At 41.9% G+C, this 23,788-nt stretch carries 17 protein-coding genes, 12 tRNA genes and 2 rRNA genes; all 31 read right to left on the bottom strand.

The genetic code is table 11. From position 1 onward, the window contains the following. Window positions 1-3 precede the first annotated feature (3 nt). Window positions 4-1,080, bottom strand: a complete 1,077-nt coding sequence (locus IEY34_RS22300) for a hypothetical protein (protein ID WP_189015244.1) — start codon at window positions 1,078-1,080, stop codon at window positions 4-6. Next, complete coding sequence (locus IEY34_RS22295; RefSeq protein WP_189015242.1) at window positions 1,077-2,168, bottom strand: hypothetical protein; 1,092 nt, start codon at window positions 2,166-2,168, stop codon at window positions 1,077-1,079. Before IEY34_RS22295 ends, IEY34_RS22300 begins: the two co-directional genes overlap by 4 nt. 26 nt (window positions 2,169-2,194) lie before the next feature. After that, complete coding sequence (locus IEY34_RS22290) at window positions 2,195-3,583, bottom strand: restriction endonuclease subunit S (protein WP_189015240.1); 1,389 nt, start codon at window positions 3,581-3,583, stop codon at window positions 2,195-2,197. 101 nt (window positions 3,584-3,684) lie between these two features. Next, window positions 3,685-5,583 (bottom strand): N-6 DNA methylase, encoded by a 1,899-nt coding sequence (locus tag IEY34_RS22285; RefSeq protein WP_189015238.1) that lies wholly within the window; start codon window positions 5,581-5,583, stop codon window positions 3,685-3,687. Window positions 5,584-5,600: 17 nt separating this feature from the next. Next, window positions 5,601-5,960, bottom strand: coding sequence for a hypothetical protein (locus tag IEY34_RS22280; RefSeq protein ID WP_189015236.1), 360 nt, complete (start codon window positions 5,958-5,960; stop codon window positions 5,601-5,603). Next, entirely contained in the window at window positions 5,960-7,225 is a 1,266-nt protein-coding gene (locus IEY34_RS22275) for a restriction endonuclease subunit S (protein ID WP_189015234.1), read from the bottom strand. The genes IEY34_RS22280 and IEY34_RS22275 overlap by 1 nt, the downstream gene beginning before the upstream one ends. 1,032 nt (window positions 7,226-8,257) lie before the next feature. Continuing rightward, on the bottom strand, window positions 8,258-9,454 hold the full coding sequence (locus IEY34_RS22270) for an AlbA family DNA-binding domain-containing protein (RefSeq protein WP_189015232.1): 1,197 nt from the start codon (window positions 9,452-9,454) through the stop codon (window positions 8,258-8,260). A 186-nt stretch (window positions 9,455-9,640) separates the two neighbouring features. Next, a complete protein-coding gene (locus tag IEY34_RS22265) occupies window positions 9,641-9,925 on the bottom strand; it encodes a hypothetical protein (RefSeq protein WP_189015230.1) in 285 nt (94 codons plus the stop codon). Window positions 9,926-10,399: 474 nt separating this feature from the next. Then, window positions 10,400-10,741, bottom strand: coding sequence for a helix-turn-helix domain-containing protein (locus IEY34_RS22260; RefSeq protein WP_189015228.1), 342 nt, complete (start codon window positions 10,739-10,741; stop codon window positions 10,400-10,402). Window positions 10,742-10,994: 253 nt separating this feature from the next. Then, entirely contained in the window at window positions 10,995-12,824 is a 1,830-nt protein-coding gene (gene glmS, locus IEY34_RS22255; RefSeq protein WP_189015226.1) for a glutamine--fructose-6-phosphate transaminase (isomerizing), read from the bottom strand. A 455-nt stretch (window positions 12,825-13,279) separates the two neighbouring features. After that, entirely contained in the window at window positions 13,280-14,620 is a 1,341-nt protein-coding gene (gene glmM / locus IEY34_RS22250; protein WP_189015224.1) for a phosphoglucosamine mutase, read from the bottom strand. 31 nt (window positions 14,621-14,651) lie between these two features. After that, the gene (locus IEY34_RS22245) at window positions 14,652-15,926 is read right to left on the bottom strand and encodes a CdaR family protein (RefSeq protein ID WP_189015223.1); all 1,275 of its coding nucleotides are present in this window, start codon (window positions 15,924-15,926) and stop codon (window positions 14,652-14,654) included. Beyond that, window positions 15,919-16,734, bottom strand: coding sequence for a diadenylate cyclase CdaA (gene cdaA, locus IEY34_RS22240; protein WP_189015222.1), 816 nt, complete (start codon window positions 16,732-16,734; stop codon window positions 15,919-15,921). The genes IEY34_RS22245 and cdaA overlap by 8 nt, the downstream gene beginning before the upstream one ends. Window positions 16,735-16,913: 179 nt before the next feature. Then, the gene (locus tag IEY34_RS22235) at window positions 16,914-17,522 is read right to left on the bottom strand and encodes a zf-HC2 domain-containing protein (RefSeq protein ID WP_308423042.1); all 609 of its coding nucleotides are present in this window, start codon (window positions 17,520-17,522) and stop codon (window positions 16,914-16,916) included. 66 nt (window positions 17,523-17,588) lie between these two features. After that, complete coding sequence (sigW, locus tag IEY34_RS22230; RefSeq protein ID WP_189015221.1) at window positions 17,589-18,185, bottom strand: RNA polymerase sigma factor SigW; 597 nt, start codon at window positions 18,183-18,185, stop codon at window positions 17,589-17,591. Window positions 18,186-18,245: 60 nt separating this feature from the next. Further along, entirely contained in the window at window positions 18,246-19,115 is an 870-nt protein-coding gene (locus tag IEY34_RS22225) for a DMT family transporter (RefSeq protein ID WP_189015220.1), read from the bottom strand. Between the two features lie 122 nt (window positions 19,116-19,237). Next, window positions 19,238-22,024: a phosphoenolpyruvate carboxylase gene (gene ppc / locus IEY34_RS22220; RefSeq protein WP_189015219.1), complete on the bottom strand. Its 2,787-nt coding sequence runs from the start codon at window positions 22,022-22,024 to the stop codon at window positions 19,238-19,240. Between the two features lie 312 nt (window positions 22,025-22,336). Next, a tRNA-Gly gene (locus IEY34_RS22215) sits at window positions 22,337-22,407 on the bottom strand. A gap of 14 nt (window positions 22,408-22,421) precedes the next feature. Further along, window positions 22,422-22,495 (bottom strand) — tRNA-Pro (locus IEY34_RS22210). A gap of 25 nt (window positions 22,496-22,520) precedes the next feature. Beyond that, a tRNA-Arg gene (locus tag IEY34_RS22205) sits at window positions 22,521-22,597 on the bottom strand. A 9-nt stretch (window positions 22,598-22,606) separates the two neighbouring features. Further along, window positions 22,607-22,681 (bottom strand) — tRNA-Gly (locus tag IEY34_RS22200). A 39-nt stretch (window positions 22,682-22,720) separates the two neighbouring features. Next, a tRNA-Leu gene (locus tag IEY34_RS22195) sits at window positions 22,721-22,800 on the bottom strand. A gap of 19 nt (window positions 22,801-22,819) precedes the next feature. Continuing rightward, a tRNA-Lys gene (locus tag IEY34_RS22190) sits at window positions 22,820-22,895 on the bottom strand. Between the two features lie 11 nt (window positions 22,896-22,906). Further along, window positions 22,907-22,978 (bottom strand) — tRNA-Gln (locus IEY34_RS22185). Window positions 22,979-22,988: 10 nt separating this feature from the next. After that, window positions 22,989-23,061, bottom strand: a tRNA-Thr gene (locus IEY34_RS22180). Between the two features lie 12 nt (window positions 23,062-23,073). Continuing rightward, window positions 23,074-23,149 (bottom strand) — tRNA-Val (locus IEY34_RS22175). Between the two features lie 17 nt (window positions 23,150-23,166). Beyond that, window positions 23,167-23,241, bottom strand: a tRNA-Glu gene (locus IEY34_RS22170). Between the two features lie 14 nt (window positions 23,242-23,255). Beyond that, window positions 23,256-23,331: transfer RNA gene (locus tag IEY34_RS22165), tRNA-Thr, on the bottom strand. 2 nt (window positions 23,332-23,333) lie between these two features. Further along, window positions 23,334-23,409 (bottom strand) — tRNA-Asn (locus tag IEY34_RS22160). Between the two features lie 5 nt (window positions 23,410-23,414). Continuing rightward, window positions 23,415-23,531: ribosomal RNA gene (gene rrf, locus IEY34_RS22155) — 5S ribosomal RNA — on the bottom strand. A gap of 132 nt (window positions 23,532-23,663) precedes the next feature. Further along, window positions 23,664-23,788, bottom strand: a 23S ribosomal RNA gene (locus IEY34_RS22150); the annotation flags it as partial.

Here is a 23,788-nt window from a genome sequence, read left to right as displayed (position 1 = left end):
CCCCTAACGATTAAAGTCTAACTTGATTAGCTGATATTCTCTTTTACCTAAATATCCACGACCGTGCCTTGGTTGTCCGGATTCATGCTGAACAAGTACAAATAATCTTTCACTTATGCCAGTGGTTATATAATAATCAATAAATCTTGGCAGACCTTTTTCCCAAGTAGGATAATACTTAGCCATCAACTGCTCGAAAACTGGTTCTATTGGAAAAAGACCTTTATGGTCTGCAAAATTTTTCGCCTCGTTTTTTAACCATTGCAGTTCAGACTGAGTTTGCGTTATCTCGAGATTAAATAACTTCTTGACATCAATATCGTTACTTATTTTATTGATATTAAGGATTCTAGTCCCATCTGCCATTTCTACAAACCATTCTAGATAATCAAATAGTTGCATCGGACAGCGCATAAAAGCAGTAAGATTATGAATAGCAGGCTCTATTCCACTCGATCCAATAAACTGCCACTCATCTTCCAGGATAATTCCATTTTCTTCAATAACTTGTTTCCAAAATGGACCAAGAGCTTGTAATTTAAACCTGTGCAGCATTCGGTTCATATCATTAAGTAAAAAATTACTTGTAAATGGAGAGTATACCACTCCATCGTACACAATTTGCCATTTACCTAATTCATTCATAGATTTACAATAGGACTGTATCACGCCCCCATTTAGCAAAAGAAACATGATAACGCGTGTTCTGGGTGAATAACTAAGTAATTGTAGCGCTAATTTTTTTTCCCAATCATACCCTTGTCGGTACGCATCAATAAGTTCCACTGCATCTTGAGTCAGACATAGACACCCAGCTTTGCGTTCTAAGAAGTACATACCTTTAATATCCAGTTGTCTCGAAGTTTTAGAATAGTTATACCCAATTAACCCGAATAATTCCTTGGAACGATCTAATTTCTTATCTGTACTATCTGTATCTCTATTGAAGTACAACTTTGCCAGTTCTTTAACATTACGAGCTTTCGTTTCTAATGGAATCTTAGATAGTGCATCGCACCACATCTCAAAATTCCCCGGTTCTATCCAAAAACGCTCAATAGCCAGTTTGATATTGCTCATGCCTTATCCCTCAATTCGTCAATCCACTGCTGCATTCGTTGGCGTAATAGTTTGCTCTTAGCTATTAACGGAATAAAAATATCAGTATTGTATATTTCATGTTCGACATGTGAGGACATACGGTATTCCTCATCATCAATTGTTAATACCTTTCGATCAAAAAATTCATTAAATATACCTTCTAAATTAAGCTGTACATTGGGAAACAATTGAAATTGGTTAATATAGCAAAATGCCAAAGCAAACTCGTTGAACCCACCGTACCGGAACTCTTGGTTTTTATTAGACATGATTAATACATCAATATGTCCATCCACAAAGCGAAAGCGTATAACCGGTGTTCCTTGGGCTTCGTAATGTTCTCGAACCACACACCACAAGAAGACAAATAACTTCCAAGGGTATGAAAACAGATTATTAAAAAACGGATTAGAAAATGCTCTCAGTGGTTCACAAGATATCAGTGTTGAAATAGGATAATCCTTAATAAGTGATAATTGAAATTCTAAAGATATCTTGCGACCCTTTATCCAATTTTGGTCAATTGTATTGCCCAATAATTCTGTTCTCATTGCTTCTTTCATTTGATAAAACTGTACATGTTCAAGATAATAGATTATACGTTGATATTGGGGTGTCCCATCAAAGATAAAATGATTAGTCTCCAGAAAAGTAGCTTCCATTCGCTTTATTCTTTCTTCAAGAATAATATTGTTGTAGGTTTTGTTGTCTGATCGGATTTCCTTCAAGAGAGCTACAACATATTCAGCTAGCTTTGGTACTTTGGATACAAATTCTATCAATCCATTTGTATCCTGAGCATCACGAATTTTCAATACTGTAAGCAGTGCGACTTGAATTAAATATTGTTGATACTCTCTATCGAAACAAAACAGTGAATGTAAATGATCCTGTTCGAACTTAAATTGCTTGCCATAATCGATCCAATTTGGAGTTATAACAGCCTTATGACCTATGACCTCAATCAGTTGATTTTGTTGCAAAAAGGCCAATTCCCCAATGTTTTCGGTTTCACCGTATGCATACAGCTGTTTTAGTGCTTTTTCTACTTTCTTTATATCCAACATATTTCTCCTCACCACTAACAAATCAGTCATCTTTCTTCGGAGATTTTAGATTCGTCGAGCTTGCCTTCAATAAGATATTCTATGTCTTGTATCGCTTCGGAAATTAGTTTTTTAGCATAATTAAGGTTCTCAAAATAGGTCTTTATAGATCTCCCTATTTCAAGTTGAGATTCTTGACATACATTAGGAATATATATATTCATTAAATCATCTTCATTTATTGCAGGATAGAGCCCCCCTGATGTCAATCTCACCAATTGATTAGTTACAATATCGGATCTCAATAATAGGTATAGATAATACGGGTCTGTATCAAAATGTTCTACACTTAATACTGCAAATCCAGTAGAGCTTACCTGCCCATCAAATTCCCTTGTTACTAGACCAACGCCTTTACGATTGGGTCTAACAGTTGCTACAAGAACATTATTAGTTTGGACCATTTTTTGAGCACGACTAGGGGCTTCTTTAACTAAAACCTCATTTTCATTAAAAATGCCAGTTTCTTCGTCCAAAGAGCTTATATCTAAATATTTAAAACATTCACCGTAGTCACTGAAATTAACCCTTTTTTTTGACAATCCAGAAATTTTATTAAGCCTTTCAAATTTAGCTTTGTTCTCAAAAAAATATCTGTGTTGTTCTAAATACTCCTTTTTAAAATAATCAGCGTCTATTCTAGTATTATTAATTAAAGTATAATCAACCCAGTTAAATAAAGATGCATTTGATTCAAATGTAACATATAATTCTGTACCTATTTTATTATTCAAAATCCCTTCCGCTTTTTCCATTAATCGATTTCCTTCTTCACGCAATTCTTCGGCTTTACGAATTTTATTGCCGATGTATTTTTGAATTTCAAATCGCGGAGTAGGTATCATTATATCTTTTATATCATCATAATTTAAAGCAGGTCTAGTAGCTCCATAAACTCTACGCCAAATCTGACTTTGACCATACCTTGAATTAAAAAAAGTCGATACATAGTAAGGATCCAAATTTTTAATTTCCAACCTAACACTGTGTTGATTAATATTTGCAGGTAATAATTCTTCAGATACAACAGCTGATCGACCCAAATCAACTCCCGTTATAGTTAGAAGCACGTCATTCTTCCGTAGTTGTGAGCGTTTTAAAACCCGATTATCTTCATCAGTAATATATTTTACATCAGCTTTATTAATCATATTACCTTGAATATTTTGTGTCCGAATAAATACAACTCCTTGGTCGACATATTTAGCACCACTGGGTGTCGCACCACTAGCAAGAGAAATCAACCTATTATCTAAGTAGTCAAAATCCAAAACTTTAATTTTTTTTTCATCTTCTAATGCATCTACCGTGTAATAATTTGCATCAAGCCTATAATTGAGTTCTATATTGGGAACCACCGTAAAAAAATATGCCAATTCAATTAACTCCCTTTCTATTTACCAAGATCATATTATTGATGTTTTAAGAATATGGAAATATGAATTACAGTAGTTACCAAATAGTTTGATATCAACTTCTATATCCCCTTCTTATACGCTTCAACAATCTTTAACAAATCGTTACGATCGTTGCCAAGTTGAACTTCATGCTTGTTCTTAACATCAAATCCAATTTCTTCAGCAACAGCCATAAATACTGGACCTTGTTTCTCGTTCTCATGTTCTTTTTTCTTAATATACAAGAAGGATGTCTTTGCACCTGTTCCGGATAATTGAAAAGTAACCGTTGGAAGTGAAACTACCGCTTTAACTACCGCACGCCCGCCTTCGAATTCTCCAGTGACTTCATTCTTCTTGCCCATAATATATTCCCGAACATACTTATAACCAGAGTTACTCAATATGCCATCAGGTAGAACAATGATGAGACGTCCTCCTGGTTTCAATAATTGTAAGTAACGGTCAATGAACAAAACAGCTTGATCTGTAGCATTTACTTGTTTCCAAATTCCGTTTGCATTTGGCTTCGCCCCTAAACACAAACCCGTTCTCCCAGACTTTCCATGGTCATCTATTCCCGAAGTATAATAATTCAAGATAGCCTCACCCTCTGTAGTCGTATTTTTTACAGAACCTGCTCCAAAAGGAGGATTTGTGATTACAATATCATAATGTTCGAGTTCCAACGAAGCGGTTGTTAAGGAATTATCCACCCAAAATATTGGCGCTTTAGGTAACCCATGCATAGCCATATTAAGACGCGCTTTCAACACCATGTTTCTCGAACTGTCTGCGCCAACAAAAGTATGTTCTTTCATTAACTCAAAAAGTTGCTGCATCCGATCTTTCATTGTTCCTGTAAACTGATTCAAAATGTAACGCTTTAATACTTCATAAGCTTTGATTTCGAAACCTGCAGAACCACAAGTTCCATCAAGTATGCGAAATGTTGGTATTCCCTTTTCGTCCACTCTAAGAATTTTGGAAGCCTCTTTAGGGTTAGTAATAATATCATGGAATACCATTTCTACCATCGCTTCCGTTACCGGTCTTGGCGTTAAGTATGTTGCTTGCCCTACCTTATTGTCATACTTACCACGCATTAACACATCGAAAATTCGACCCAAAATATCTCCACTAACATCTTTTAATGTCGCATTAATTGATATTCCATTCTCATCTTCAAATTGACCTAGATTTTGAAAAGATTTAAATGCTGCTATATAATTAGTTGGATTCTCGAGTTTGATATACTCATCTTCATTAAAGATGTAACACTTTTCTCCAAGATCGTTAGTAGCCACATAATCATCATGATTTTTAATTTCTTTGAATGCTTGACGGATTTGCTTAACCGCTTCTTTTCTATTTTCCTCAATATACTCAAATTTTAAGATCTCCAATAATTTCAATCCTGCTTGTTCACCATCTTGAAGGACATAATTCGGATGATGCAAACGAAAAATTTCCATAAATAGAAATTTACTCAGTTCATCAATTGCTTCATTAGTGCTGCTAATATTATCCTTTCCCGCAGGTCCATACAGCAACTCGTGAAGATCATCAAATTTTTTCTGTAAAGTTGAATAGGTCTTTTGTGACCACAATTCCCTTTTCGTTAACGGTTTCTTTTCCTTTTTTGTAACATCGATTACGGATGGGATCTCCGATAACGGAATTGACTCAATACAATCTGCATAATAATTAACTTCATCATTAGTCGCCCAAATAAAATCAGGAGCAGCCTCATGATATTGAGCTTCAATCAAAGCTGATTCTTGCACATCAAATGATAGCGCTGCATCTCTAGCAAATACCTTCACATATATTGCTTTTTTATCTGGACTATCTTCAGCATCTGTATCTTTTGCAAGAAAGATTGTCGTACCATCCTCTTCATGTATACTTAGATCAGAGAACTTGCCATACCCCTTCATTTTTAATTTGTCTTTCAAGTCATTTACTCGCTGTTCCATTCTAACAACCCCCTGTATTATTTTCGTTTAATTCTTAAAATGTTATCTCTAGGAGATTCATATCGTCCGACACTCAAAGCAATTTCTTTCACTTCTAGCATGGATATAATATATTGTCCTGAAATATTATTCATCACATCCGGATCAATTTTGACCATTGGACGATCACCCAAAGCTTTTTCAATACCATTCAATATTTCCTGCCTGCGATCATCTTGTTGAACTGCCCAACTCCCACGCTCATTAGAAAAAATAGCCTGGTCTAGTAAGGCGTAAAGTTCAACTTGTTTTCCATTCCAATTTAGCCCTTTCTCCCGGACAACAAATTGTAACTCTTCGGTTGATTTTGGTGTTTTCAAATAGTCATATAGAAACATCACACACCCCCTGTATAAACTCTCATGATCTTTTCAATTTCGGCTACTTTTTCTTGATTCAGTAAAGGTACATATGTATCGAGAAGCGAGTGGGTGCTTAACATCTGTTGTGTCGTTCCAAAACAATGCATCCTAAATTGAAAACGTACTAATGGGTGGATTAAACACCAAAGCAAATAGTAAGTAGAACATCGTACCGGGCGAATAACTGCAAAAACACTGGAAGCTATTGCATCATGAAACGAACTCGGAACAAATGCTAATGACTGGGTAATTCCCCCGATTGTAGGACCTACAATCCCTAATAGAATGTCTCTTTCTTTAACCCTAAATCGTGCTCTGCTGCTAACTGTATTGAACAGGACATTTTCCACACTTTCAACTACGAAAGTTTCCTTGTTTATATTTTTCATCCCGATGTAAGATATTTCTTTCTTACTAAACTCCGATGGACTTACAGTGTTTTTTATAACTGTTGCCATTTGTTTTAACTTAACCCATTTTTCTCTTTTCAATCGTTCACTTAGCGCTTGATTCAAAGAAGAGTTAAGGTATTGATAATACGGTACATCAAGACGGTCACTAGCAAGTCTTTCATTGATCCACAGTTCTTTAGGCATCTCCCAAAAACTACTTGTATCATCAATTTCATAATACATTTGAATTTGCGTCTTTAAATTTCTACGCTCTTCTATTTGCTGTTTATCAGACAAATCGCCCACATCTGTAATAACAAACGGAACTTTAATATGGCTAACTTGCTTTACAGATATTTTTGGAATAACCGACTGAGTAACCATTCTCGAAAAAGACAACCGCCCTATTTCCGACATTAAAAACTTCATCAGCAAATCCCGTGATTCTTTGTCTTTGGGTCGGATTTTTATTAAATCGGGACTAATCACAGCTCCCTCCATAGCTTCATCCACAAAAGCTACCTTCCAGATCGATGCCACCTTAGATATCAGTATATCACCTGAGCTTATAATGGCTTTTTTCTCAATATCAGTAGTTGAAGATATGAACTTCGCGAATTTCACATCTATACCCCCAGATGTGAGGTTAGATACCCTTAAATAAGGAATACCATGATCCGCAAAATCACGAGCTTTTCGAGAGCCATCAGTAATTTCATCACACAATTCAGATAGCAAAGTATATTTCTCGTCTTCAGACAATACCGATTTTAACTCTACCGTTCTACGATAATAATATGGATCTAGACGATCAACCGATACGTCACAACCTGAAATTAGGTTTATCACATCATGATTACTCCTTTGTTCATTTCACTCTCTTTCTCTTTATGAATATACGTTATTTGGTTTAAGTTGTCAATTTTCAAATTTTTAATTGTTCATTTCATTCTCTTTTATTACTATCAATTTATGCAACAATTAAATAACAATAATGAAGACCATACTTTAGAACACCACAGTCGAAACGAAATAATACTTATAAAAGCACGATAACTGAGTTTTAGGAGAGCTAATTAAGTAAATAAAAAGAAAGGAGTATGTGGATAAGGAACAATCTTTTAATACTTAATGTAATGTAGTTGTCAATTTGTCTTAAAGTTTGCCTCTAGCCTCCTCACACTTCCACCCGTGCTAATCCCCGCCCCACTTGGTCTCTCAGCCTTTTATCCACCCATTTCTTCTTTACGCTAAACCACTAAAAGTTTAATGCGAAGGCGAATAAAATCTTAGAGGAACTGCCTGACAAACCAGCGAAAATGCAAATAAAGTTTAATGTAAAGCAGGAGAAAATCATAAGGAAAGATCAGGGACTAGTAGTCTCCGTTTGAAGAAGACAATTGAGAAAATGATCAATCCATCTAGCATGAAAAGTTGGGAAAGAAATCAGGGGAAATGCAGGTGTGATGGCTTTTGGAGTTTTTAGGTTTGAAGAAAGAGAAAGGGAACACGATTGGGGATGGGCTAGATGACAATTACAAATAAAGTTATAGACCGAAAGACTTGAATTAACGGGGTTTATGAGGATTGAAAATCGTCAGACTTCGAAAAATAAGTATTAGACTGACTATAAAAATGAAACAGCGGCGGACCAAGGCTTGAAAAATAAAGTCTTAGACTGCCGCTGCTGTTACTTATATATTTAGTTGGTTAACCCGTTCCTGTTACTGATTCATGTTTAGTCTAAAAATAAATCTTCTTCATATACTAAACGGGCGTTCAGTATATCCCGAGAGAAAAACCATTCATTATCAGAAGATCCTAAATCCACTTTAAATTGACGGTGCTTTACAGCCCCTCTTTTTTTCGGCCATACGGGGATTATCTTAAGTAGTCAAACGTGTAATTGCCTGCGCTGTCATAGACATTGCATGATTCTAGTCCACATGCTTGGTAGAGGATATCAAATGTGGACTGCATGATTGCAGGCAAATTTGCATTATCCTCATCGATGACGACTCCTGGGAAGAGGATCATATCCTCGCCTTGCGAAAAATGTTGTTTTCCGATATGGCTCACTCTTACGTAGGCTTTGCCCATACGAATGACACTCAAGAACACCACGAATGGGGCTGTGATATTTTGATTTTTGGCAAACTCCATGTAGTGGTGCAGATGCTTGAGAGCGGTATTGGTGATCTCGGGCAATTGGACTTGCCAAGATCCGTCCGCGTCTTTATCGTGACAAATAATCTCACAGGATTCCATGCCTCCGTTTCGGTAAATCTGATAATAGTATTCCTCTGCTGATGTTGAATGCTTTTTAAGTCCATCCAGATTGAAGGTTACAGTGTCTCGGTTTGTTACTATTTCCGGGAATAGCTCCAGCACTTCCCGCCTCTTCCCCTTGAGATCTATGGTTTCCCTGTCCCCGAGCGGTATGACATGCAACAAAACGGTTCCACCATAGATCGGGCCAGTGTCTATCCTATGTTTTGCGTTGATTCGAACCTCTCTAAATTGCTCTGCGCTTTCTTTCCATCTGCTTGTTCTTAACATCGCCTCTCGAATCTCCCTTACATCCATTTGATACTTTCCGGAGTTGGTTCGTTTATAAAATTTGGTGTCGCTTTTGAAGGTGATCATATGCGGGGACTGTAAGCTACGCGGCACGCCTATAATGAATACCAGCCGATCCTCGTATTGGATGGGTGCGTATTCGATTCCGGATAGACGGGGGGCTAGGTTGTCTCGGATTACGCTGTCCAAAACTTGTTTCAGTTGTTCGACGTTTACGGGATTTCCGTTTCGGGGATCTTTAATGCCGGTTATTTCTTCCGGATAGCCTGCATTTTTCCCGTCTTCTTTGGCTTCTTTTATTCCGAAGATCAGCAACCCGCCGTTAGTGTTTGCCATGGCCGATAAATCGCCCAGAAATTCCTTTTTATCTCCATCGCTGCTTAGAGCTGGTCCTTCTGCTTTGTATTCCAGTGTGATCGATTCGGGTACTTTGTTGAATACAAGCTGGCCAATGTCTTCTGCGGTTAGATCTGCAATGCGCTTGCCATTTAATCTCATGGGTGGTCTCCCCCTTAGAATTGGTTCCATAAAGAAATATCAATTTCGCTTTTCTCTTCGGTTGGCTCCATTATCTCATTCACACGTGTTGATTAACAGGGCAAAAGTATTACGAACCGTAACCAAGAAAAAGGCTGCCGTTGTTGTAGACATCCCCTTCATAATAACCACAATTAGAGGAAGACCCTATCTATTAACGAAACAAAATCGGGTAACTAAACGGTTAATACTGTCAGTAGATAAATCACGGTACTTCTCGGACAGGTATTTATTAAGGTTAGCTCCTGATTCAGCAACAGTCTTTTGATTATCAGGAAAACGATCGATCTCATTTAGCAAAAAAACAATTTTTGAATAATCTTCGTTATTCATTTCATTAGGCTGTACCATGTATGATGCTTTACTTGATCTTTCCTGAAGAATTAAGTTTATTTCATTCCAATTGATTTCTATACTAGCCACTCCTTTCAATCCTTTAACGTACTCCTGTAATCGCATAATAACATGGCAAACAAATGGACATGGGAGTAGAAAATTCCCCTTTGTGTCGTTCGTTTAGTTCGGGATGAGCAGTGCCATCAAAAAGAATCAATTCTTTTTCTTCTTTCTTGTCACCACAAGACTGACAGTGTGCCATAATTACTAACTCCCTCCAAACCCTCTCTGTGTCTTTATTCAAATACCGCCACAGTTCGGTCTAATACTATATTTTCTCAGTCTAACACTTTATTTTCAAAGTCTAATAGTTTATTTTCTTTTAACACTAGATATTAACTGAGAATGTGCGTAAGGAAAAGAAAAAACCGAGCAAAATGCAGGAGTGACTCCCTGGATTTCGTTCGGTTTGACGTCAAACTTTAAGTGTAATAGGCAGATTATGTGAGATAGCGGTGTGTTTTTAGAGACAGCACAACAACTTTCTTTGACTCTCGAATTAATATTGTTTCATGGCGACGTTATCGATCTTAATCTGTTTTTTAACTGAACAATCTCAATAATTTCATTTTTATCGTAATCATTCAAGCTTCTATATTCCTCAATTAACTTTTTCTCACTACTGTCATCATATGTAAACCCGTCGGTCGAGTCATATCCAGCTAACAACCAGTTAAGATTTACTTTATACTCAACTCTAATTGAGATTAATGTCTCCGCTGAAGGATTACTATTTCCCATTTCAATTTCACTTAAATTGCCTTGGGAAATTCCAATCGTCTTAGCAAATTGTGATTGATTAAGATTATTCGCTTTACGAATACTTTTAATTCGGAATCCTATATCACTCATCCCAAAACACCACTATTCTATATAGATGTAAGTGTATTGAAGACCCTGAGAAACCAACTCAGGGTCTTCAATACGTAGCACCAACTTTATTACTCAGCACACAACTATAATCCCGAATAGAACACAACATTAAAGCTCAGTACACAACTTTAATACCGCCGGAACACAACTTTTCCATCAATACACAACTTTAATGCGATCAGGAACACAACTTTAATACCAAACTCCAATCTTCTGTCACATCAGTAAAAAATCACTCCACCGTCACACTCTTCGCCAAATTACGCGGCTTATCAACATCATTGCCACGCGCCAACGAAGCATAATAAGAGAGCAACTGCAGCGGGATAACCGCTAAGGCAGAGGATAACACATCCAAAGTCTTAGGAATCACAAAAGTACTGTCTACCGACTTCTGCAGCTCAAGCTCGCCTTCCACGGCGATTCCTAGCACGTTAGCGCCGCGGGCCTTCACTTCTTTAATGTTGCTGACCGTTTTCTCCAGCAGGTCATGCTGTGTAGCCAACGCGATAACTGGAATACCATCCTCGATCAAAGCCAACGTACCGTGCTTTAATTCACCAGCAGGGTAAGCCTCAGAGTGGATGTACGAAATCTCTTTCAGCTTCAAGGAGCCTTCCAGAGCTACGGCATAGTCTAATCCCCTACCGATGAAGAAGAGGTTATCATGTTTTGCCATCTCTTCAGCAACCACTTTCAAGGCTTCTGCTTGCCCAAGAATCTCTTCCACTTGGGTAGGAAGCTCTTTCAGAGCTGTGATAACTTCCGTAATTTGTCCAGCTGTTTGCGTACCAAGTGTTTGGGCCAAATGCAGCCCAAGCAGGTAAAAAGCAATCAGTTGCGACGTATAAGCCTTTGTCGAAGCTACGGCAATCTCAGGCCCCGCCCACGTTGTAATAATGTCGTTCGCTTCGCGAGCTACAGAACTGCCAACAACGTTCGTAATGGCCAGAACGTGAGCACCGCAACGCTTGGCTTCACGCAGCGCAGCCAACGTATCCGCGGTTTCACCGGATTGGCTAACGACAATAACGAGGGTATCCTTCGTAATAATCGGAGACCGGTAACGATATTCAGACGCTACGTCCGTTTCCACGGGAATACGCGCCATTTTCTCAATGACATACTTCCCAACCATGCCCGCATGATAGGCCGTACCACAGGCAACAATATGAACACGACTGATCTTGCGAATCGCTTCAGGTGTAATCGTCAGTTCGTTTAACGTAACACTGTTTCCATCCGAAGCAATGCGGCTGCCCATCGTATCCCGATAAGCCTTGGGCTGTTCGTAGATTTCCTTCAGCATAAAGTGATCAAATCCGGCTTTTTCCGCCGTAACAATGTCCCAATCGACATGAAACATTTCCCTGGAAATAAAATTGCCTTCGAGCGTCATTAATTCGACACCTTCTCGTGTTAAAAGCGCCATTTCGCCATCATTCAAAATGAACACATTCCGTGTGTATTCAAGAATAGCAGGGATATCGGAACCGATGAAGTTCTCACCTTCGCCAATGCCAATGATCAATGGACTAGCTTGACGAACAGCAACAAGTCGATCCGGCTCGTACTCTGTCAGTACACCTAGTGCAAATGCGCCTGTCATAAACTTCACTGCTTTTTGAACGGCTTTAAGAATATCACCCTCATATAAATCAGCGATAAGATGTGAAATTACTTCTGTATCTGTTTCCGATACAAAATTATGCCCTTTAGCAATAAGCTCTTCCTTCAAGGTCATATAATTTTCGATGATTCCGTTATGCACAACAGAGAATTTCAGAGAATTATCCGTGTGTGGGTGCGAATTAACATCGGAAGGTTTACCGTGTGTCGCCCATCGCGTATGTCCGATTCCAACGCTTCCGTTCAGTGGAGTCTCCTCCAGCTTGGATTCAAGATTCGCGATGCGGCCTTTTGCTTTCTTAATCTGCAAACCATCTGCTGTATATACGGCAACTCCCGCGGAGTCATACCCTCTATATTCGAGCTTTTTGAGCCCTTCCAATAAAATCTCCTGAGAATTCCGCTTTCCGATATAACCAACGATTCCGCACATAGTGTAGTACCTCCATAGTTTTATAAGCCTCTTCAACAAGGGCTATTTTTCAAAGATCTTAATGTTCATAATAAAAAGACATGCCTAAATAAATCTATATTTGGACGATCAATAAGTGCATACTGAAATAAATGGATGTTGGATACTTGTCAGCCTGGTCGCCCAGACGTTTTTGCTCTCCAACTTAACGGCACTCCTCATGCCGGAAGGTCCCCGCCGAATGTTTCGAACACCTTCACCTCGTCAACTCACCTGCGTAGTAGCAGCTTTGCTACATTTCCCGTTCCGCTTGCGAGTTCTGGCGCTATTATTATTGGTCAACCTCTACCCTGCCTTTCCTTCTTGAGTCAAATACATCATATTCATTTTATGCGTCTTGTGCAACTTATTTTTTCTTCGGAAAATCCCCCAATCCGCTGAAGCCTAGCAAACAACGTTTGGGGGGATGACCTATATTATACCAATTGTTCTTGGATGACCTTCGCAATATCATGGACATAAGCTTCCACCTGTTCCTTGTCAGGGCCTTCAGCCATAACACGAATCAAGGATTCCGTACCGGAAGGACGCACTAACACGCGGCCATTGTCGCCGAGTTCATCTTCTACTTTGCGAATAGCTTCTTCAATCACAGCATTGTCTTTCAGCTTGCTCTTGTCAGCTACACGAATATTCACCAGTAGTTGCGGGAATTTACGCATGATACCTTTCAATTCGCTTAGCTTACGCCCAGACTCCACAATCGTGTTCACCAATTGCAAAGCGGTTAGAATCCCATCACCTGTAGAGATGTAATCCAAGAAAATGACATGACCTGACTGCTCTCCGCCTAAGTTATAGCCGCCTTTACGCATTTCTTCCATCACGTAGCGATCGCCAACAGCCGTTTGCATAGCTTTCAGACCTGCTTTTTCAATCCCTTTGAAAAAGCCAATATTCGCCATCACTGTTGTCACAATGGTGCCGTGGTTCAGCTTGCCTGCGCGGTTCAACGCGTCGCCCAGAATGCTCAGAATGAAGTCTCCGTCGACTTCCTCGCCCGTCTCATCGATCGCGATCAGACGATCCGCATCGCCATCAAAAGCAAGACCTATGGCTGCGCCATGTTTCACCACTTCAGCGCGCAGGTTTTCAGGATGCGTGGAGCCGCAATGATCGTTGATATTGCGACCGTTCGGCTCAGCGCCGATGGTGATTACTTCCGCTCCCAGCTCGCGGAATATGGTAGGTGCAAGCTCATAGGCTGAGCCATTCGCACAATCCAGAACGACCTTGTATCCAACGAAAGACTGGGATACCGTCTCCTTCAAGAACGCCAGATAAGCAAGCTTCGCATCTGGCTCATCTGTAACCGTACCAATCTCGCCGCCAACCGGGCGAGGCAATTCATCAACAGCTGCATCAAGCAGCTGCTCAATTTCAAGTTCCGTCTCGTCCAACAGCTTGAAGCCGTCGCCGCCGAAAAACTTAATCCCATTGTCCTCAACAGGATTATGCGAAGCCGAAATCATTACGCCCGCATCTGCGCCAAGCTTCTTCGTCAAATAAGCTACCGCTGGTGTGCTTACGACACCAATTCGAATAACTTCGACACCAATCGACAATAAACCAGCTACTAAAGAAGCCTCTAGCATCGGCCCCGAAATCCGTGTATCTCTCCCGATCACGACTTTCGGATGCTTTGCTTGTCTGGTTAAGACATAACCGCCGCAGCGGCCTACTTTATAAGCTAATTCTGGTGTCAGCTCGCCATTAGCGACGCCTCGAACACCATCTGTACCAAAATATTTCCCCATATCTAATATTCTCCTCTTTCTCTATGACCCATTATGGATTTGCTGGACTTGTGCTTGGACTTGTTGAACTAGCAGGTTTAACGGTTTTCTCACTGATTTCTACAACGGCCTTCACTTCTTGCGGCATCCCAAGCTTAACATAAGTTGGCAAGTTTAAAGTCACCTTCAGCTCGTGCTTACCAGGTGGTAAATTACTAACATCCAGAATCGCCTGCACATCCTGTAGTTTCATTTGGTCAATAATTGAAGGCGCACCTTCTACGGTGATATTCAGTTGAGCCGATTCCGGCGTTATTACTTTGGTTAAGTAGTTTTCATTTTGACCAATAATCGTGAGTGGGACATTCTCCAAAGCTTTCGTCGTGGAAGGAACAATTTCTACCCGCACCGTTACTTTGGCCGGATCCAGTTGAGTTACTTTATTCCTCAAAGGAATGTCCAGTGAATAATCTTTGGTTTCTTTGACATCTTGGATATTCAGTTGCGGTCCTTGATAGAATTCCAACTTATCGACAACATCCTGCGTACCATAGACAGTCACCTTGTCAGGACTTTGCGTGACCATAGCAATCGCGAATCCTTTTGGTGGCTCGCCGCTTATTTTGAGCTGCAGCGGTATCGTCTGGAACGGACTCGTAATCGGTACTTCCACATCGACAACAGAAGGATTCATATTGACGGTGACTTCCTTGCCGTCTTTATCGTAAGCTTGCAATCTAACCTGCTTCGTAACGGCGGATTGCGCCTTATCTACGGAAACTTCGCCGCGTACATTCTCGATCTGATCAAGCTTGCTGGTTTGTGCTGTAATATACACCTTGCCCGGTTTAACGATCGGTTGCCCGGCTTTGAGTCCCGCTGCTGGCGTACCTTTCACATTAATAACAACCGGTACTTCTTTCATTTGGAGCTCTTCTATAATGACATGCACCATTCTGGGCACAATCTGTACTTCAACATCCGCTGGGAAGCCCACCGGTTTCAACGTCAATTGATGATCGCCTTTGCCCACCTGCGTCATATCCAGTTCAATTTGATACGTATTACTCGTTGTCACTTTCTTGACGGAAGCTTCCTTCCCTTTCAAAATGACCTGAACATTAGCCGGTGACATCGAGGCAATATGATAATGAGTTTCATCATATTTGGTCGTAATCGCGACGTTATTAATTGTTTCTTCACGCTCGCGCAAGGGAGAATTACCCGCTAGATTCGTTTCCTCCATATGGACGACAACCCATAGCAGTATCCCTACAACAAGTGCAACAATGCGAACAACATTCGTATTTCTCAACCATTTATCCATTCGAACGGCCCCTCCATTTCAGGAAAGGGTTCTTATCGTTGGCTTTGGCCTTAGGCTTCAATTCCTCGAACAATTTGGCAATCAACGACTCTTCTTTGATGTCCCGAATGATATGACCATTCATCGTCAAAGAAATCTGTCCTGTCTCTTCTGAAATAATGACGCACATCCCATCCGAAACCTCGCTCATCCCAATGGCTGCGCGATGCCTTGTCCCCAGTTCTTTGCTTATGAAGGGATTCTCCGACAGAGGCAAATAGCAGCCCGCCGCCATCAATTGGCCTTGTCGAATAATGACAGCCCCATCATGAAGCGGTGTATTCGGAATGAAAATATTAATTAGCAGCTCCGCGCTGATCTTGCTCTCTATCGCAATACCAGACTCAATATAATCGGTTAAACCGGTCTCTTTCTCGAAAACAATCAAGGCCCCAATCTTTCGCTTGGCCAAATAATTCGCAGCCCGGATGACTTCATTGATCCGTTTATTCACATCCTGGTCTTCTTCCGAGGACGAACGGCTAAACAGCTTCCCGCGGCCCAACTGCTCCAGTGCACGCCGCAGCTCCGGCTGGAAGATAATAATTACGCCTAGCACCCCGAAGGTGAATGTTTGATTCATCATCCATTGCAACGTACTGAGTTTAAACCAAATACTGAATACCCAGGTAATAACGACAACAAGGATCCCCTTCATCAGTTGGATGGCCCTTGTCCCGCGTACCAGCAGGATTAGCTTATAAATCACATAGCTAACGATTAGAATATCAACGATATCCTTAGCCGAGATGCTCGTGAGTAAGTCCATGTATTATTCTCCCCCAAGCGACTGAACACAGTGATCTCTCTATAATAGAATCATAACATAAACCTTGTTATACTTCTATTTTTCTCTCCTCACAAGACGTTCCCTAAACTGCTTTAGTTCATTTTTCTAAAAACAAAAAAAGTCCCCCTCAGCCTGTAGCCGAATGGGGACGTTATGCATCAACGCGAGAGCATGCCAACAAACTCTCCTATTTTATACCAAATCCAACCTAGCGCTTCATTAACCTGGGTAACTTGGCCGGAAATATGCGCCGTGGATGCGAGATTCAGGGTACCATCGATCACAATTAAGTTTCCTGTTACATCGCCTTCCACCTTCAATTTACCTCGCTGCACGACCAGATCGCCTTTCACCGTACGCCCCTGCGGAACAGTAACCGTATCTCCCTGAATAACAACATCTTGAAGATCATTGCCTTTGACCATCAGATTCGTATCATCATTCCACATAGACATGAAACTTCCAAACATAACCGTTGCAAAAACAACAGCTACCGAAACAGCCGGATGCTTGCGTATCCAGTCCATCCAGGTATTTCTTTTCTTCATTTGTGGCAGTCCGCTCATAATCTGTGCCGTTAATGTATCCGATGCCTTCACAGGAGGCAGCATTCTCACCATCGCATCTGTTTTCTCCAATTGCTTGAACAAAGCATGACAGGCCTGGCAAGAAATCAAATGCTCCTTCAATCGCTGAGAATCCGATCTTTGCAAATCACCGTCGAGGTATTCATGTATGAGCGGGAGGGCTTCTTTACATTGCATCATTCAGCCACCCCTTTCTTAGACTTTTGCATGTTGTGGTATACCATACGTTTGGATTTCAAATATGTTTCACAATGGAACAGGATTTGTGTTGGCATCTTGCTCCTCCTGCTCCAACCGTTTCCGTAAATACTCACGACCGCGATGCACCCGGGTTTTAATTGTTGTGACGGGCATTTCCAGCACATCTGATATCTCTTGCAGCGACATATCCTGCAGGTAGCGCAAGATGACTACTGATTTATATTTTTCGGGCAGCGAATTAATGGCTCTACGAATCTGTTCCTGTGTCTCAGACACAATCACTTGCTTCTCGGGTGTGTCCTCGTGACTCGGGAGCATAGCATAATAATCATTGCCTTCCCCATCCGACATTTCGGCATCAAGGGAATACGTATTTTTTCTGCGGCGCAGTTTATCTATACATAGATTCGTTCCAATTCGAAAAATCCACGTCGAAAACTTCTGATTCTCATCATAACGATGCAGATTCGTATACACGCGCAGGAAAGTTTCCTGTACGGCATCCTCAGCCTCTTGCTTGTTATTTAACATACGGTATACCAAATGGAAAATCTTGTCCTTATAGAGCTCTACAAGCTCTGCAAAAGCATTGCGATCCCCATTCCTGGCTAACTTGGCCAGACGTGCTTCTACAAAATTCAATTCGATTTCCTCCGGCTTCTCGACAATTCGATTAAGTCTCTCTGATACATACGCAGCAAGTCACGTTTTGTTTTCAGAAATAAGGATGCCACCCAGAATTAAACCCATTCCTAACCATTGTAACCCATTCACAGGCTCTCCAATAATTAAATATGCGGCAATGATCGCAACAGGGAGTTCGACAGATCCCAGCATAGCTGCTAGGGTCCCCCCGATACGCGGAATTCCTATATTGAACGCCACAGTCGGCACGACTTGCCCTAAGAAACCCAGGAGCAGCCCCCACAACAGCAGCATACTCCCATTCTCATGCACGAAAACTGTCGGAGGATACAATATATACATGACGGGCATAGCCGCGGTAAGCATAATAGCGGAATTCATCAGAGGAGGCAGAGGACTGACCACATGTCCGGTAAAAAAGAGAAATACACTGTATGTCAAAGCTGACAGTAGACCATAAACTAAGCCTAGCAGACTGAGATGCTCCCAGTTCGTATCAAGAACGTTTACCGCAAGCAATGTGCCTATCAGAATAAATACGATGGCCAAACTTTCGGCTTTCCTTGGAAGTCTCCGCTTTAAGATACAATCCATGGCAATCGTCATCCACGTAAATTGGAATAAAAGAACGATGGATAAAGAAGCATTCAATTCTTGCAAGGCGATATTATAAAAGACCGTCGTTAAAGATAACCCAAAAATGCCGATCAAGCCTAGTTTCACCCAAGGCCCCTTAAACGGATTAACCCATGATTTCTTGTTAAATAGGATTAGCAGCCAGACAAGTAAAGTTCCCATCGTCATCTGAGCTGGTGTAATCTGTCCATCCGTAAACCCTGAATCGTAGGCCATCTTAATAAAAGATGACAGCAAGCCGTAGCTCGATGCTCCTACAATTACAAGGACCATAGCTAACCATCGCCCCATGTTGGTTTACAACTCCTGTCTATGGGCACCAAGCGTAAGTACAGGAAAAGCCGAGCTGCCAACGATTGACGTGGCCCTCGACTTTATCATCCTGTCTTATCTTTCATGCACTAAGTTGTGGATCAGCCTGTATTTCTAAGCCCAGCTGCTATACCGTTAATGGTAAGCAATACTTCACGCAGCAAAATCGCGTCATCCTCATTATTATCCCTAAGTGCCCGAAGCTCCGTCAACAGTTCAACCTGCATATAGCTTAATGGATCTACATAAGGATTACGAAGGCGGATAGACTCCTGAATGACCGGCACGTTATCAAGAATTTCTTGTTGCCCTGTGATCTCTAATATTAAGGCGGAAGTAAGCTCATATTCTTCCCTAATAAGGTTGAAAATACGCTCAGCAATCGCCGATTCCTTCACTAGATTGCCGTATTCTTTGGCGATTTGAAGATCTGCTTTGGCAAGCGCCATCTGCAGATTGTCAATCATCGAGCGGAAGAAGGACCAGTCCTCGTACATTTCTTTCAATGTTTCGAGATTAGCTGCATTTCCTTGATAGAAGCTTTGAAGCCCTGTACCTGCCGCATACCAAGCCGGGAGCAAATAACGGGTTTGCGTCCATGAGAATACCCAAGGAATTGCGCGCAAATCTTCGAACTTATCACTATTTTTACGCTTGGAAGGACGCGAACCGATATTCAATTCGCCAATTTCCGGGAGCGGTGTCGATTCTTTGAAGAAAGTTAAGAAATCTTCATCGCGGAAAATAAGATCCTGATATTTCGTTTGCGCTTCTTCAGAAATACCACGCATAATCGACTCCCACTTCTCTTCCAGTGGGTGCCTTTGAGGAGAGCGCGATAATTTGGAAGCTGTAATCAACGCGAAAGTCGCCTGCTCCAAGCTGCGGTAAGCAATGCCTTGCAGGGAATAGCGGGAAGATAACACTTCACCTTGCTCCGTAATCTTAATGCCGCCACCCAACGTTTCAACCGGCTGCGCCAGAATACTGCGGTTAAGAGGCATACCCCCGCGTCCTAGCGCTCCTCCGCGGCCGTGGAAGAACTTGAGCTTCACGCCGAACTTCTTGGCAGCTTCCGTAATATCCTGAAGCGCCATGCGCAGTTCCCAGTTCGCTGTAATCACACCGCCGTCTTTGTTGCTATCCGAGTAGCCTAACATGATTTCATGCAGTTGTGTCTCTGGATCCAGACTACCTCTGTAAGCTGGGATAGCTAACAAAGTGCTCATGATGCCGGGCGCTGCATGCAAATCATCAATCGTTTCGAACAATGGAACAGATTGCAATGTGCTTGTCACACTGCCATCGCTCTCTTGACGGTATAAGCCAGCCTCTTTGGAGAATACAACCACTTCCAACAAGTCGCTGGCTCCTTGCGTCATACTGATCAGGTAGCTATTGATACAGTTACGCCCGAATTCCTGCTGTGCTTTGCCTACCGTACGGTAGACGTCCAGACACTCCTGCGTACCTTCGGAGTAATTCAAGTATGTCGAAGTGATCGGTCTAGGATCGTTCAGCACATCTGTCAGAAGACGGATCTTCTCTTCTTCCGAGAGCTTGCTGTAGTCGCTGGTAATGCCCATTTTGGCCATGACCTCAGTCATTGCATTTTCGTGATCCTTGCTGTGCTGTCTGATATCCAGAGCTGCTAAGTGGAAGCCAAACAGTTCAACCTGACGGATCAGTTTCTTCGTATATTTATCTGCTACATAGTCCGCGAAATGCGTTCTCAAACTAGCATCAATGATTTTAAGATCCGCAATGAACTCTTCTGGATTGTTGTACTTCTGGCTTGCTGGAACGTTAGGGTTGCCTGTATTATGCACCTTTTCAATCATGTAAGTCGTCTTGATGCGGTAAGGCTCCTTCTCATTACGCCAAACGTCCTGCACATTCCCCAAAGCTTCGCGGTCACATTGAATAGAATCAATAAGTGCATCGCTCACGTTCACGATATTCTTACTGAAACTCATATGCTCAAGAGCAGCTTTAAGTACTTCCTCATATTTCTGCAGGGCTAATTGACGATGCAAACCTAATGTCTCCCACGTTACATTTGCTCTAACAGAAGGATTTCCATCACGGTCTCCGCCAATCCAAGAACCGAACTTCAAGAACGAAGGCACATGCCAAGTATCTTGCGGATAATATTTATTCAAACAGCGCTCAAGTTCATGATAAATCTCCGGAAGGACATCGAACAAGGTTTCGTCAAAATAGTACAAACCATTGCGAACCTCATCGATGACTGTCGGCTTCCGATCACGCAACTCGTCCGTCTGCCATAAGTTCAGAACCTCTCCAAGCAGCTTTTCACGCAATTGTTCACGCTCACGATAAGTCAACATAGGGTTGTCTAGCTTCATCATTCCGTCTGAAATACGCAAATTAATATCAAGTACCGCTCTGCGCATTGCCTCAGTTGGATGGGCTGTCATTACCAGCTCCAATGAGATCGCTTTAAGTATCTCTTGCACCTCTTCGAAAGGAATATGATTGTTTTTCAGTTCTTGGACAATGCTCTCAATGGAACCAGGTTGAACATTTTCTCCTGATGAACGCTCATAATCTCTTTTGCGGCGAATTCGGTGGTTTTGCTCCGCAATGTTAACAAGTTGAAAATAGATAGCGAATGCCCGAATGACTTGATGACGAATCTCTGGATCTAAGGAAGAAATCGTCTTCTTGAATTCATCATAGATCTCAATGACATAGTGTGCTCTTAAAGATTTACTCATCTCACGAATTTTCTCGACTACATCAAGTAAACTATTCCCGCCTTGATGTACCAGAACTTCACCTAGGATGTGCCCCAAGAAGCGTACGTCCCTGCGCAGCAGGTTATTCGTAGCTTGCTTCTGTTGGCCATTTACATTCTCTAACATAACTCTCCACCTCATCTATTCACTATGTTGCATTAATGCTTCTCTCTATAAAAGCTAGATGCTAGAAAAACTCATTTCAGAATATTTTACCACATTCCGCCCGCTGCATATAGTCTTTATCGAAAAAAAGCAGAGATTTAGCCGTGGTAATTTATGTCTTATTCAATCCCACAAGCCCCTCTATCTTTCCCCAGATAAATAAAATAAACCTAATCTGCTACCTGCGAATAGGTTCTTTACCATTGTCTGGCTAGGGATCAATAGGCAAGATAAATGAAAAAAGACCACCCGAAGGTGATCTCATTGCTGTTAAGCGGGCGGCGGGAATCGAACCCGCGCGATCAGCTTGGAAGGCTGAAGTTCTACCATTAAACTACGCCCGCGTAGTTAATAAAGATCGGGACGACACGATTTGAACATGCGACCCCCTGCTCCCAAAGCAGGTGCTCTACCAAGCTGAGCTACGTCCCGAAAGTTTATGTAGTTCTTGAAAAAATGGCGCGCCCTGAGAGATTCGAACTCCCGACCTTTTGATTCGTAGTCAAATACTCTATCCAGCTGAGCTAAGGGCGCTTAAAAAATTGGAGCGGAAGACGGGGATCGAACCCGCGACCCTCGCCTTGGCAAGGCGATGCTCTACCGCTGAGCCACTTCCGCAGGGTACCTCACGAAGTATGAATACTTCTGAGGATTTAATGCGCGTAGAGGGACTTGAACCCCCACGGTCACCCGCTAGATCCTAAGTCTAGTGCGTCTGCCAATTCCGCCATACGCGCATGTTGTAAATAAGGCAAATGGTGAGTCATGTAGGATTCGAACCTACGACACCCTGATTAAAAGTCAGGTGCTCTACCAACTGAGCTAATGACTCATAAGAAGATACTGGGGATCAAGGATTTGAACCTTGGCATGACGGAGTCAAAGTCCGTTGCCTTACCGCTTGGCTAATCCCCAATGTGAAACATGCCGTCGAGAGGACTTGAACCCCCAACCTACTGATTACAAGTCAGTTGCTCTACCAGTTGAGCTACAACGGCTTATGAAGTTAATGGTGGAGGCTGACGGGATCGAACCGCCGACCCTCTGCTTGTAAGGCAGATGCTCTCCCAGCTGAGCTAAGCCTCCATTGAACTTAATGGAAATGGTGACCCGTAGGGGACTCGAACCCCTGTTACCTCCGTGAAAGGGAGGTGTCTTAACCACTTGACCAACGGGCCATAAAGAAAATTACTGGAGCTTCCAACCGGAATCGAACCGGTGACCTCATCCTTACCATGGATGCACTCTACCGACTGAGCTATGGAAGCAATGGCTCCCCGAACAGGACTCGAACCTGTGACAACTCGATTAACAGTCGAGTGCTCTACCAACTGAGCTATCAGGGAAAACTGCTTGGCAACGTTCTACTCTCCCAGAACCCTGCGGTTCAAGTACCATCGACGCTGGAGGGCTTAACGGTCGTGTTCGAGATGGGAACGCGTGGGTCCCCTCCGCCATCATCACCAAACAGTCAAAGCGTGGTTTGCGCCTTGAAAACTAGATACGAAACGTGCGTAAAGTTAGATGTTCTTAGGATTTCTGGGTCCCAATCAAGTATTCGGAATTAGCTACAAAGCTTATCTTCACTTGGTTGGGTACTTAGGTTAAGCCCTCGACCGATTAGTATTCGTCAGCTGCATACGTTGCCGCACTTCCACCTCGAACCTATCAACCTCGTCGTCTACAAGGGGTCTTACATACTGGGAAATCTCATCTTGAGGGGGG

The sequence above is a fragment of the Paenibacillus marchantiophytorum genome (genome assembly GCF_014640555.1).
GTDB lineage: Bacteria > Bacillota > Bacilli > Paenibacillales > NBRC-103111 > Paenibacillus_E > Paenibacillus_E marchantiophytorum.
Note: the sequence above shows the minus strand (reverse complement) of the source record. Positions and strands in the feature narration are given on the sequence as shown.